At 57.0% G+C, this 12,531-nt stretch carries 13 protein-coding genes and 1 tRNA gene; 12 read left to right on the forward strand and 2 right to left on the reverse strand.

Going from position 1 to position 12,531, the window contains the following annotated elements; genetic code table 11:
- Window positions 1-8: 8 nt before the first annotated feature.
- Window positions 9-95: transfer RNA gene (locus A1WC_RS22145), tRNA-Leu, on the reverse strand.
- Window positions 96-266: 171 nt separating this feature from the next.
- Window positions 267-1,295 (reverse strand): 16S rRNA (guanine(1207)-N(2))-methyltransferase RsmC, encoded by a 1,029-nt coding sequence (rsmC, locus tag A1WC_RS22140; protein WP_016160258.1) that lies wholly within the window; start codon window positions 1,293-1,295, stop codon window positions 267-269.
- 102 nt (window positions 1,296-1,397) lie between these two features.
- Between rsmC and A1WC_RS22135 the strand changes: the two genes are divergently transcribed.
- From A1WC_RS22135 to deoD, 12 genes are all read left to right on the forward strand, one after another.
- A complete protein-coding gene (locus A1WC_RS22135) occupies window positions 1,398-1,811 on the forward strand; it encodes a DNA polymerase III subunit psi (RefSeq protein ID WP_016160259.1) in 414 nt (137 codons plus the stop codon).
- Window positions 1,780-2,226, forward strand: a complete 447-nt coding sequence (gene rimI, locus A1WC_RS22130) for a ribosomal protein S18-alanine N-acetyltransferase (protein WP_016160260.1) — start codon at window positions 1,780-1,782, stop codon at window positions 2,224-2,226. The genes A1WC_RS22135 and rimI overlap by 32 nt, the downstream gene beginning before the upstream one ends.
- 14 nt (window positions 2,227-2,240) lie before the next feature.
- Entirely contained in the window at window positions 2,241-2,918 is a 678-nt protein-coding gene (yjjG, locus tag A1WC_RS22125) for a pyrimidine 5'-nucleotidase (protein WP_016160261.1), read from the forward strand.
- A gap of 90 nt (window positions 2,919-3,008) precedes the next feature.
- On the forward strand, window positions 3,009-4,598 hold the full coding sequence (gene prfC / locus A1WC_RS22120; protein WP_008807529.1) for a peptide chain release factor 3: 1,590 nt from the start codon (window positions 3,009-3,011) through the stop codon (window positions 4,596-4,598).
- A gap of 219 nt (window positions 4,599-4,817) precedes the next feature.
- Window positions 4,818-5,438: a molecular chaperone OsmY gene (osmY, locus tag A1WC_RS22115; protein ID WP_008807528.1), complete on the forward strand. Its 621-nt coding sequence runs from the start codon at window positions 4,818-4,820 to the stop codon at window positions 5,436-5,438.
- Between the two features lie 129 nt (window positions 5,439-5,567).
- A complete protein-coding gene (locus A1WC_RS25660; protein WP_002887716.1) occupies window positions 5,568-5,729 on the forward strand; it encodes a DUF1328 domain-containing protein in 162 nt (53 codons plus the stop codon).
- 153 nt (window positions 5,730-5,882) lie between these two features.
- The gene (locus A1WC_RS22110; protein WP_016160262.1) at window positions 5,883-6,956 is read left to right on the forward strand and encodes a patatin-like phospholipase family protein; all 1,074 of its coding nucleotides are present in this window, start codon (window positions 5,883-5,885) and stop codon (window positions 6,954-6,956) included.
- Window positions 6,953-7,738: a metal-dependent hydrolase gene (locus tag A1WC_RS22105; protein WP_012542923.1), complete on the forward strand. Its 786-nt coding sequence runs from the start codon at window positions 6,953-6,955 to the stop codon at window positions 7,736-7,738. The genes A1WC_RS22110 and A1WC_RS22105 overlap by 4 nt, the downstream gene beginning before the upstream one ends.
- A gap of 415 nt (window positions 7,739-8,153) precedes the next feature.
- Window positions 8,154-8,933, forward strand: coding sequence for a deoxyribose-phosphate aldolase (gene deoC, locus A1WC_RS22100; RefSeq protein ID WP_002887784.1), 780 nt, complete (start codon window positions 8,154-8,156; stop codon window positions 8,931-8,933).
- 113 nt (window positions 8,934-9,046) lie between these two features.
- Window positions 9,047-10,369 carry a thymidine phosphorylase gene (gene deoA / locus A1WC_RS22095; RefSeq protein ID WP_016160263.1) on the forward strand — a complete coding sequence of 441 codons (1,323 nt, stop codon included), beginning with the start codon at window positions 9,047-9,049 and terminating at the stop codon, window positions 10,367-10,369.
- A gap of 52 nt (window positions 10,370-10,421) precedes the next feature.
- Window positions 10,422-11,645: a phosphopentomutase gene (deoB, locus tag A1WC_RS22090; RefSeq protein ID WP_016160264.1), complete on the forward strand. Its 1,224-nt coding sequence runs from the start codon at window positions 10,422-10,424 to the stop codon at window positions 11,643-11,645.
- 102 nt (window positions 11,646-11,747) lie between these two features.
- A complete protein-coding gene (gene deoD / locus A1WC_RS22085) occupies window positions 11,748-12,467 on the forward strand; it encodes a purine-nucleoside phosphorylase (RefSeq protein WP_002887789.1) in 720 nt (239 codons plus the stop codon).
- Window positions 12,468-12,531: the final 64 nt, after the last annotated feature.

The raw sequence follows: 12,531 nt of genomic DNA on the forward strand, positions 1-12,531 counted from the left end.
GTGGATTATGGTGCGAGGGGGGGGACTTGAACCCCCACGTCCGTAAGGACACTAACACCTGAAGCTAGCGCGTCTACCAATTCCGCCACCTTCGCATACCATCGACACTATGAAAGTATCGTTACCACGGAGGCGCATTCTAGTGGTTTTCGGCGGCACGTCAATAGTTAATTATGCAGGTTGTATCGATTGCTGCAAAAATGGGCGGGTTTGCCGCGAAGAAGGGCCAGCGGCACCACAAATGGGCCGCTGGCGCCAGAAGACGATTATTTTTTCGCCTGGCGGGTCATGATGGTGCGATAGACCTTAAACCGTCCTGTTTGGGCGATCACTTCATGGAAGCCAAATGTCTCATCCAGTACCTGGGGATACGGCAGGAAGGCGTTGGCGACAATGCGCAGTTCGCCGCCGCTGTTCAGATGGCGAACCGCGCCGCGGATCAGCGCCTGGGCCGCTTCGAGGCTGGTCTGCAGCCCATCATGGAATGGTGGGTTGGAGATGATCATGTCGAAGCGACCATTGACCTCCGAAAAGACGTTGCTGGCAAACACATCGCCTGCAAAACCATTAGCGGCAAGCGTCGCGCGGCTGGCTTCGACCGCCGGGGCGCTGACGTCGCACAGGGTCAGACGCACCTTCGGCGAATGGCTGGCCAGCACTGCGGCCAGCACGCCCGCGCCGCAGCCGACATCCAGCACTTTCCCTTTGGTATGCGGCTCGAGAGTGGACAGCAGCAGCTGACTGCCGACGTCCAGACCGTCGCGACTAAACACGCCAGGCAGCGTTTTAATCGTCAGATTATCCAGCGCATACTCGCCCCAGAATGCTTCGGCGTCGAAGGCCGGCTGCTTTTCCAGACGACCATGGTAGAGGCCACAGCGACGGGCGCTGTCGATTTTATTCAGCGGGGCATATTCGGCCAGCATTTGCTCTGCGCTGCGAACGCCGCTACGGTTTTCCCCGACGACGAAAATATCGATTCCCACCGGCAGCAGAGAGAGCAGGTTCATCAGCTGGAACTGCGCCTCGGGTTTGTTCTTCGGCCAGTAGTAGATCAGGGTGTCGCAATCGGCGACGTCGGCGGCCTCGGCCACTAAGCTAAAACGGACGTTGTCACCCATCTGACGGTTCAGCACCTGCCAGTGGTGGAACTGTTGGGTATGAGCGCGGCTGGCCGCGGTATCCAGACGCGCAGGCAGGTCATCCTGCAGGTCACCGGCAAACAGAACGCGGGCGGACTCGAAATCATCACTGTGGCGCAGCAAGACTTCACTTGCCGGGGTAAAAGCGGACATGAAACACTCCTTCATTAAGACTGGCGCCGATTATAGTAGTTTGTTGGCGCAGATACGACGGATTTGCTATATTGCGCGCTTGTTTACCAGGAGTGTTTCGCTATGACATCCCGACGAGACTGGCAATTACAGCAGCTGGGCATTACCCAGTGGTCGCTGCGCCGACCGGGGGCGTTGCAGGGCGAAATCGCTATCTCGCTTCCTGAACATATTCGTCTGGTGATGGTGGCAGAAACCCCGCCGTCGCTGACAGAGCCGCTGATTGGCGACATATTACGCGCGCTGTCCGTGACGCCAGATCAGGTCCTGCAGCTTACCCCCGAGCGGGTGGCGATGCTGCCGCAGGACAGCCGTTGCAACAGCTGGCGGTTGGGCACAGAGGCGTCGCTGCCGCTGGCGGGCGCCCAGGTGTCCACCCCCGCTTTTGATGAACTTCAGACCAGCGTGCCCGCTCGCAGGGCGCTCTGGCAACAAATCTGCGCACATGAACACGATTTCTACCCTCAGCACGGCTGATTTATCCAACGCCTGGAAAATCGAAAAACGCGCCCACGCTTTTCCGTGGAGCGAACAGACCTTCGCCAGCAATCAGGGTGAACGTTATCTGAATTACCAACTGGCAGTGGATGGGGAAATGGCGGCATTTGCCATTACTCAGATTGTCCTTGATGAAGCGACGCTGTTTAACATCGCCGTCGACCCCGCATACCAGCGCCGTGGCCTGGGACGGGAACTGCTGGAACATGTTATTGATGAAGTTGAAAAACGCGGCGTCGTCACGCTGTGGCTGGAGGTGCGCGCTTCCAACGCTGCCGCCATTGCGCTCTATGAAAGCGTGGGTTTTAACGAAGCGACCATCCGCCGCAACTACTATCCGACGGTCGACGGGCGCGAAGACGCCATTATTATGGCTCTGCCAATCAGTATGTAAGACAAGGTGATACGATGAAATGGGACTGGATTTTCTTTGATGCCGATGAAACGTTGTTTTCGTTTGATTCTTTCAGCGGCTTACAGCGGATGTTTCTCGACTACAGCGTGACATTTACCGCCGAAGATTTTCAGGACTATCAGGCCGTGAATAAGCCGCTGTGGGTGGATTATCAAAACGGCGTCATCACCTCGCTGCAGCTGCAGCACCAGCGCTTTGACAGCTGGGCGGAACGTTTGAATGTTAAGCCGGGTGAGCTCAACGACGCGTTTATGAATGCGATGGCGGAAATCTGTGCCCCGCTGCCGGGGGCGGTCTCGCTGCTTAACGCGCTGCAGGGCAAGGTCAGGATGGGCATCATCACCAACGGTTTTACCTCGCTGCAGCAGACTCGTCTGGAACGCACAGGTTTACGCGATCACTTTGATTTACTGATTATTTCTGAAGAAGTCGGCGTCGCCAAGCCGGATGCGCGCATCTTCGATTACGCGCTGGAGCAGGCGGGTAATCCACCGCGCTCGCGAGTACTGATGGTCGGTGATACCGCCGAGTCGGATATCCGCGGCGGCGTGAATGCCGGCCTGGCGACCTGCTGGCTGAATGCGCACCAGCAAACGCTGCCGTTAGACCTGCAGCCCGACTGGACGGTGACCTCGTTAAGCGAACTGGAGCAGCTCCTGTGTAAACACTGATTGCCTCCCCCCCATTGATGGGTAAAATAGCCGCAATTTTTCGTATTCCACATGCGCAGCCCGTTGCTGCGTTTACTTAGAAGATTAATTATGACGTTGTCTCCTTATCTGCAAGAGGTGGCCAAACGCCGCACTTTTGCCATTATTTCTCACCCGGATGCCGGTAAGACCACCATCACCGAAAAGGTGCTGCTGTTCGGACAGGCGATTCAGACCGCCGGTACCGTAAAAGGCCGTGGCTCCAGCCAGCATGCAAAGTCCGACTGGATGGAGATGGAAAAGCAGCGTGGGATCTCAATCACCACCTCGGTGATGCAGTTCCCGTATCACGACTGCCTGGTGAACCTGCTGGATACGCCGGGGCACGAAGACTTCTCCGAAGATACCTACCGTACTCTGACGGCGGTTGACTGCTGTCTGATGGTGATCGACGCGGCGAAAGGCGTTGAAGACCGGACCCGTAAGCTGATGGAAGTTACCCGTCTGCGCGACACGCCGATCCTCACCTTTATGAACAAACTCGACCGTGATATCCGCGATCCGATGGAGTTGCTGGATGAAGTTGAGAATGAGCTGAAAATCGGCTGCGCGCCGATTACCTGGCCTATCGGCTGCGGCAAGCTGTTCAAAGGCGTTTATCATCTCTACAAAGATGAAACCTACCTGTATCAGACCGGTAAAGGCCACACCATTCAGGAAGTGCGCATCGTGAAGGGGCTCAACAACCCGGAACTCGACGCAGCGGTGGGGGAAGACCTGGCGCAGCAGTTGCGCGACGAGCTGGAGCTGGTGCAGGGCGCGTCAAACGAGTTCGATAAAGATCTGTTCCTGGCGGGCGAAATCACCCCGGTGTTCTTCGGGACTGCGTTAGGTAACTTCGGCGTTGACCATATGCTGGATGGCCTGGTGGAGTGGGCGCCGGCGCCGATGCCGCGTAACACCGACACGCGTGAAGTCACCGCCACGGAAGAGAAATTCACCGGCTTCGTGTTTAAAATTCAGGCCAACATGGACCCGAAACACCGCGACCGTGTGGCTTTCATGCGCGTGGTGTCCGGCAAATATGAAAAAGGCATGAAGCTGCGTCAGGTGCGTATCGGTAAAGACGTCGTGATTTCCGACGCGCTGACCTTTATGGCCGGCGACCGTTCTCACGTTGAAGAAGCGTATCCGGGCGATATTATCGGCCTGCATAACCACGGCACCATTCAGATTGGCGATACCTTCACCCAGGGCGAGATGATGAAGTTCACCGGTATTCCGAACTTCGCACCGGAACTGTTCCGTCGTATTCGCCTGAAGGATCCGCTGAAGCAGAAACAGCTGCTGAAAGGGCTGGTTCAGCTCTCTGAAGAGGGCGCGGTACAGGTCTTCCGTCCGATCGCCAATAACGACCTGATCGTCGGCGCCGTTGGTGTGCTGCAGTTTGACGTGGTGGTAGCGCGTCTGAAAAGCGAATACAACGTGGAAGCGATTTACGAATCGGTTAACGTGGCCACCGCGCGCTGGGTTGAATCCACGGATGTGAAGAAATTCGAAGAGTTCAAACGTAAAAACGAAGTTCAGCTGGCGCTGGATGGCGGCGATAATCTGACCTATATCGCCCCGACAATGGTCAACCTGAACCTGACGCAGGAGCGTTATCCTGACGTGGTGTTCCGCAAAACGCGCGAGCACTAATCCCTGATGAAGCGCGGCATAGCCCGCGCTTTTTTCTTTCCACGCTCGCGTTTCCCTCCTTCTGGAAAGTTCTTAAAACACCGCTAATTCGTCTGTTTTTTGTCCATATCATCCGCAACCCCTTCGTCTGTCTACTATATTTAATTCGTGATTTTAAAAATGCTGGCGTAATTCACTGCTTTCAGACGCCAGCGCTGGTGAAAAAACGAGGACATCACGATGACCAGACTAAAGAATGCCAATATGTTGCTGGCGCTCTTCTTAGGCTTAGCCGCGTTGAACGCCTCGGCAGAGACGGAAAAAACAACGGTAGACAGTGCGAAGTCGGCTGCCAGCAATGCGGGAGAGGCGGTAGACAATTCGATTAATAAAGTCGGCGATTTTATGGATGACAGCACCATTACCGCGCGGGTAAAAGCGGCGTTGATCGACCATAAAGATATTAACTCCGGCGATATTTCGGTGAAAACGGAGAATAAAGTGGTCACCCTCAGCGGCGACGTCACCAGTACTGAACAGAAAAGTCAGGCACTGAGCGTAGCGAAAGGGGTCGAAGGCGTCTCGCACGTTAACGACAAGCTGACGGTCCATCATAAATCATCGAGCGAGACGGCGACGCTGAAAGGCTATGCCGGGGATACCGCCATTACCAGCGAAGTGAAAGCCAAGCTGCTGGCGGATGACATTGTCCCTTCGCGCAATGTGAAAGTCGAAACCAACGCCGGCGCGGTGCATCTGACCGGTACGGTGGCTTCCGCGGCGCAGGCGGAGCGTGCGGCAGAGATTGCGAAAGCGGTCTCCGGCGTGAAAAGCGTCCGCAACGATCTTAGCGTTAAGTAAATCGAGTTATTAACAAAAGTGTTGTCTGGCCAAGGTTGCCGAACGAATAGCAGCATCCTCTGAGCGATGAGCTATACAGAAAGGGTGCGCAAACCGCTGTTCACCGTCCATTATGGTAAGGAGAAAAGTATGTTTCGATGGGGAATTATTTTTCTGGTCATTGCATTAATTGCTGCGGCCCTGGGCTTTGGTGGTCTGGCGGGTACTGCCGCTGGCGCCGCGAAAATCGTCTTTGTCGTCGGGATTATCCTGTTCCTGGTGAGCCTGTTTACAGGACGCAGACGTCCTTAGGTGGCCCGCGATGCGGGCGATGCTGAAGCCTGAGCATTTTTACTGACACGTCATCTTACACAAAGCCAGTCCTGCGGACTGGCTTTCGCGGTTTAAGCGGTGGGCAAATTGCGTTACCTTGTCAGGAGAAGACCAATCGAACAGGAAAGCAGGGTGGGGCAACGCATTCCCGTCACGCTGGGCAATATCGCCCCGCTGGCGGTTAAACCCTTCCGACCAGGTAAGCTGGCGCTGGTATGCGAAGGCGGGGGACAGCGAGGGATTTTTACTGCCGGGGTGCTGGACGAATTTATGCGCGCCGGATTTAACCCCTTTGATCTGATGTTGGGGACCTCCGCCGGCGCGCAAAACCTCTCCGCCTACATGTGTAATCAGCAAGGCTATGCCCGCAAAGTTATCACCCGCTACACCACCTCACGCCAGTTTTTCGATCCGATGCGCTTTGTGCGCGGCGGCAACCTTATCGATCTCGACTGGCTGGTGGAGGCCACTTCGCAGCAGATGCCGCTGGCCATGAATTATGCTGAAGCGCAGTTCGCGTTGGGGAAAGAGCTGTGGCTGTGCGCCTGCCGCGGTGACGATTACTCTGCCAGCTATTTTTCGCCGACGCCGCAAACCTGGCTGGACCTGATCCGCGCCTCCAGCGCCATCCCCGGCTTTTATCGCAGCGGCGTGTTGCTCGACGGCGTCAGCTACCTTGACGGCGGCGTCAGCGATGCGATCCCGGTGCAGGAGGCGGCCCGCCGCGGCGCGCAGACCATCGTGGTGATCCGTACCGTCCCCTCGCAGATGTTTTATACCCCGCAGTGGTTTAAGCGGATGGAGCGCTGGCTGGGGGAGAGCAGCCTGCAGCCGCTGGTCAATCTGGTGCACCACCACGAAAACACTTACCGCGCTATCCAGCAGTTCATCGAGAAGCCACCCGGCAAGCTGCGGATCTTCGAAATCTACCCGCAGCGGCCATTGCGCAGTATGGCGCTTGGCAGTCGACTGCCGGCGCTGCTGGAGGACTACAAAACCGGACGTCAGTGTGGCCGCTATTTCCTGGCGACGGTGGGTAAACTGCTGGCCGACCAGCCGCCGCTGCTGCGCCATGCGCCGCGTATTGCCCGGGCTGCGCCGGTGGTGGTGCCGCCCGTACCGGTGGCCAATGAAGCGCCTCAGGCGACTGTCATTCCTGCACCGCAGGCGAATGACGCCAGCTTTGATCATGAGGATCTGGCATGAGCCACCGTTTTATCGATACCCACTGCCACTTCGATTTTCCTCCCTTCGCCGAGGATGAAACCGCCAGCCTGGCGCGCGCGGCCCAGGCCGGTGTCGGGCAGATCATTGTCCCGGCCATCTCCGCTGCGCGTTTTAACCGGGTGCTGGCGCTGGCGGCGCAGCATGAGGCGCTGTACGCCGCGCTGGGCATGCATCCGATCGTCATTGAGCAGCATGCCGATGAGGGGTTGGCGCAGCTGGAGAGGTGTCTGTCCCTGCGTCCGCCAAAACTGGTGGCGGTGGGGGAGATTGGCCTCGATCTCTATCGCGACGATCCGCAGTTTGACCGCCAGCAAGCGCTGCTGGAGGAGCAACTGAGGCTGGCGAAGCGTTACGATCTGCCGGTGATCCTCCACTCCCGACGTACCCACGATAAGCTGGCGATGCTGCTGAAAAAACATGCCCTGCCGCGCACCGGCGTGGTACATGGCTTCGCCGGCAGCCTACAGCAGGCCGAGCGCTTCGTTCAGCTCGGCTATAAGATTGGCGTTGGCGGCACTATTACCTATCCGCGCGCCAGCAAAACCCGCGAAGTGATGGCGCGTCTGCCGCTTTCCGCGCTGCTGCTGGAGACCGATGCGCCGGATATGCCGCTGAATGGTTTTCAGGGTCAGCCGAACCGCCCTGAACAGGTGGCGCGCGTATTTGACGCGCTATGTGAACTGCGCGCGGAACCGGCACCGACGATTGAAGCCGCGGTGTTGGCGAATACAAAAAGCCTCTTTTCCGCGCTCGCGGGCTAAGCCTCTCCTTTTCTGCCCGAGACGAAGCAGGCCTCGATTTTGGCCTGCTGTGATAATTCCATCATTTTTTGTCCATCTAAAATTCTTTATATCTCAATAATAAACTGTTGTTTATGGCGACAATGTGCACAAATTGTGCGCCATGGCGTCGAGAAACTTCAGTAGTATATGTTAGAATAATAACATCATCACTCACTGCGCTTTGCCGGTTATGCTTAAACAGGACGTACAGGTCAGCGTCGCGATAGTGGATGATTAATTGTGACTTGCATCACATCACAGTAATGCAAATTAGTAAGTAGTTTTCATTAACTGTGATGAATGTCGAAGTGTAACAGCGAGTGGATGTTACAATAGTAACAGACTCGCAAGGTGAACAAACTATTGATCCGGCATGACGCCGGCGGAGTATGAAATGACTGATTTAAAAGCAAGCAGCCTGCGCGCGTTAAAACTGATGGACCTGACCACCCTGAATGACGACGACACCAATGAGAAAGTCATTGCCCTGTGTCATCAGGCGAAAACCCCGGTGGGTAACACTGCGGCGGTGTGTATCTACCCGCGCTTCATCCCGATTGCCCGTAAAACGCTGAACGAGCAAGGAACGCCGGATATTCGCATCGCCACGGTCACCAACTTCCCGCACGGTAATGACGATATCGACATTGCGCTGGCGGAAACCCGCGCAGCGATCGCTTACGGTGCCGATGAAGTGGATGTGGTCTTCCCGTACCGCGCGCTGATCGCCGGCAACGAGCAGGTCGGTTTCGAGCTGGTGAAAGCCTGTAAAGAGGCCTGCGCGGCGGCCAACGTGCTGCTGAAAGTGATCATCGAAACCGGTGAGCTGAAAGAAGAAGCGCTGATCCGCAAAGCGTCTGAAATCTCTATCAAGGCAGGCGCTGACTTTATCAAAACTTCGACCGGTAAAGTGCCGGTGAATGCCACGCCGGAAAGCGCGCGCATCATGATGGAAGTGATCCGCGATATGGGCGTTGAGAAAACCGTTGGCTTCAAGCCTGCCGGCGGCGTACGCAGCGCGGAAGATGCGCAGCAGTTCCTGGCGATCGCTGATGAACTGTTCGGCGCCGACTGGGCCGATTCTCGTCACTATCGTTTTGGCGCATCCAGCCTGCTGGCTAGCCTGTTGAAAGCGCTGGGTCACGGCGACGGCAAGAGCGCCAGCAGCTACTAATCCCTTGATTTGCCGGATGGCGCTGCGCTTATCCGGCCTACGAATGGATGCCTGTAGGCCGGATAAGGCGCTCGCGCCGTCATCCGGCAATTTATTCTCTTTGGGAGGTTACCGTGTTTCTCGCACAAGAAATTATTCGTAAAAAACGTGATGGTCATGCATTAAGCGATGAAGAGATCCGCTTTTTCATCAACGGCATCCGCGACAATACTATCTCAGAAGGGCAGATCGCCGCGCTGGCGATGACCATTTTCTTCCACGATATGTCCATGCCGGAGCGTGTTTCGCTGACCATGGCGATGCGGGATTCCGGCACCGTTCTCAACTGGAAAAGTCTTAACCTCAACGGCCCGATCGTCGATAAACACTCCACCGGCGGCGTGGGTGACGTGACCTCGCTGATGTTGGGGCCAATGGTGGCCGCCTGCGGCGGTTATGTACCGATGATCTCCGGGCGTGGCCTCGGCCATACCGGCGGTACGCTGGATAAACTGGAAGCGATCCCGGGCTTCGATATCTTCCCGGACGACAACCGCTTCCGCGAGATTATTAAAGATGTCGGCGTGGCGATTATCGGGCAGACCAGCTCGCTTGCTCCGGCCGACAAACGTTTCTATGCCACCCGCGATATTACCGCGACGGTGGACTCCATCCCGCTGATTACCGCCTCGATTCTGGCCAAGAAACTGGCGGAAGGGCTGGACGCGCTGGTGATGGACGTCAAAGTCGGCAGCGGCGCCTTTATGCCGACTTATGAACTCTCTGCCGCGCTGGCCGAAGCGATCGTGGGTGTTGCCAACGGCGCCGGCGTGCGTACCACCGCGCTGCTGACCGATATGAATCAGGTGCTGGCATCCAGCGCCGGCAACGCCGTTGAAGTTCGCGAAGCGGTGCAGTTCCTGACCGGCGAATATCGCAACCCACGCCTGTTCGACGTGACGATGGCGCTGTGTGTGGAAATGCTGATCTCCGGCAAGCTGGCGGCGGATGACGCCGAGGCGCGCGCGAAGCTGCAGGCGGTGCTGGATAACGGTAAAGCGGCGGAAGTCTTTGGCCGCATGGTCGCGGCGCAGAAAGGGCCGACCGACTTTGTCGAGAATTATGATCATTATCTGCCGACGGCGATGCTGAGCAAAGCGGTCTATGCTGATACCGAAGGTTTTATCAGCGCGATGGATACTCGCGCGCTGGGAATGGCAGTGGTTTCTATGGGCGGCGGCCGCCGCCAGGCATCAGATACCATTGACTATAGCGTTGGCTTTACCGATATGGCGCGTCTGGGTGACCACGTTGACGGACAGCGTCCGCTGGCGGTGATCCATGCCAAAGACGAGAACAGCTGGCAGGAGGCCGCGAAAGCGGTCAAAGCGGCCATTAAACTGGACGATAAAGCCCAGGAAATTACACCGACAGTCTATCGCCGCATCACTGAATAGCGATATACTGATCTGATCGCTTTTTTGCAGCGCAAGATGTATGGAGAACAAGATGAAACGTGCATTTATCATGGTGCTGGACTCCTTTGGGATTGGTGCAACGGAAGACGCAGACCGCTTTGGCGACGTCGGCGCCGATACGCTGGGCCACATTGCGGAAGCCTGCGCCAAAGGCGAGGCTGACAATGGCCGCAAAGGCCCGCTGAATTTACCGAACCTGACCCGTCTGGGTCTGGTGAAAGCGCATGAAGGTTCTACCGGTAAAATTGCCGCCGGAATGGATGGCAATGCCGAAGTGATTGGTGCCTATGCCTGGGCGCATGAACTCTCTTCTGGTAAAGATACGCCGTCCGGTCACTGGGAAATCGCCGGTGTGCCGGTGCTGTTTGACTGGGGCTACTTTAGCGACCATGAAAACAGCTTCCCGCAGGAGCTGCTGGATAAGCTGGTGAAACGCGCCAACCTGCCGGGCTACCTCGGCAACTGCCACTCCTCCGGGACGGTGATCCTCGATCAGCTCGGCGAAGAACATATGAAAACCGGGAAACCGATCTTCTATACCTCCGCTGACTCGGTGTTCCAGATCGCTTGTCACGAAGAGACCTTTGGCCTCGACAAGCTGTATGAGCTGTGCGAAATTGCGCGTGAAGAGCTGACCGAAGGCGGCTATAACATTGGCCGCGTCATCGCCCGTCCGTTTATCGGCGACAAAGCCGGTAACTTCCAGCGTACCGGCAACCGTCACGATCTGGCGGTCGAACCGCCGGCGCCGACCGTGCTGCAGAAGCTGGTTGACGAGAAGAACGGCCACGTGGTGTCCGTGGGTAAAATCGCCGACATCTACGCCAACTGCGGCATCACTAAGAAAGTGAAAGCCACCGGGCTGGACGCGCTGTTCGACGCGACCATCAAAGAGATGAAGGAAGCGGGCGACGAGACCATCGTCTTCACTAACTTCGTCGACTTTGACTCCTCCTGGGGCCACCGTCGCGATGTCGCCGGCTACGCGGCGGGTCTGGAGCTGTTTGACCGCCGTCTGCCGGAGCTGATGGAGCTGGTTGGCGAAGACGACATTCTGATCCTCACCGCCGACCACGGCTGTGACCCGACCTGGACCGGTACCGACCATACCCGCGAGCATATTCCGGTGCTGGTGTACGGCCCGAAAGTGAAACCGGGTTCGCTCGGTCACCGTGAAACCTTCGCGGACATCGGCCAGACTATTGCGAAATACTTTGGTACGTCTGACATGGAATATGGCAAAGCCATGTTCTGAGGTCATTGCCCGGTGGCGCACAGCGATCCGGGCCTACGATTTGTAGGCCGGGTAAGGCGTAGCCGCCACCCGGCAAAAACAACAATGTAAAAGGAACTGAAGATGGCAACTCCTCACATTAACGCAGAAATGGGCGATTTCGCTGACGTCGTTTTGATGCCGGGCGACCCGCTGCGCGCGAAGCACATTGCAGAAACCTTCCTTGAAGACGTTCGTGAAGTGAACAACGTGCGCGGCATGCTGGGCTTCACCGGTACTTATAAAGGCCGCAAAATCTCCGTGATGGGCCACGGGATGGGTATCCCGTCCTGCTCAATCTACACCAAAGAGCTGATCACCGATTTCGGCGTGAAGAAAATCATCCGCGTGGGCTCCTGCGGCGCGGTGCGTGAAGATGTCAAACTGCGTGACGTGGTGATCGGCATGGGCGCGTGCACCGACTCTAAAGTGAACCGTCTGCGTTTCAAAGACCATGATTTCGCGGCGATTGCCGATTTCGGTATGGTGCGTAACGCGGTAGACGCGGCGAAAGCGCTGGGCGTTGACGCGCGCGTGGGCAACATCTTCTCCGCTGACCTGTTCTACACGCCAGACCCGTCCATGTTCGACGTGATGGAAAAATACGGCATCCTGGGCGTGGAAATGGAAGCGGCCGGGATCTACGGCGTGGCGGCAGAATTCGGCGCGAAAGCGCTGACCATCTGCACCGTCTCCGACCACATCCGTACTCACGAGCAGACCACTGCCGCTGAGCGTCAGACGACCTTCAACGATATGATCAAAATCGCGCTGGAATCGGTACTGCTGGGCGATAAAGAATAAGACCTGTTGTGCCGGGTGGCGGCTTCGCCTGACCCGGCCTACGGTTTTCCAGGCCCGCTAAGCG

The sequence above is a fragment of the Klebsiella sp. KTE92 genome (genome assembly GCF_000398905.1).
In the GTDB taxonomy this organism is placed as follows: Bacteria; Pseudomonadota; Gammaproteobacteria; order Enterobacterales; family Enterobacteriaceae; genus Klebsiella; species Klebsiella variicola.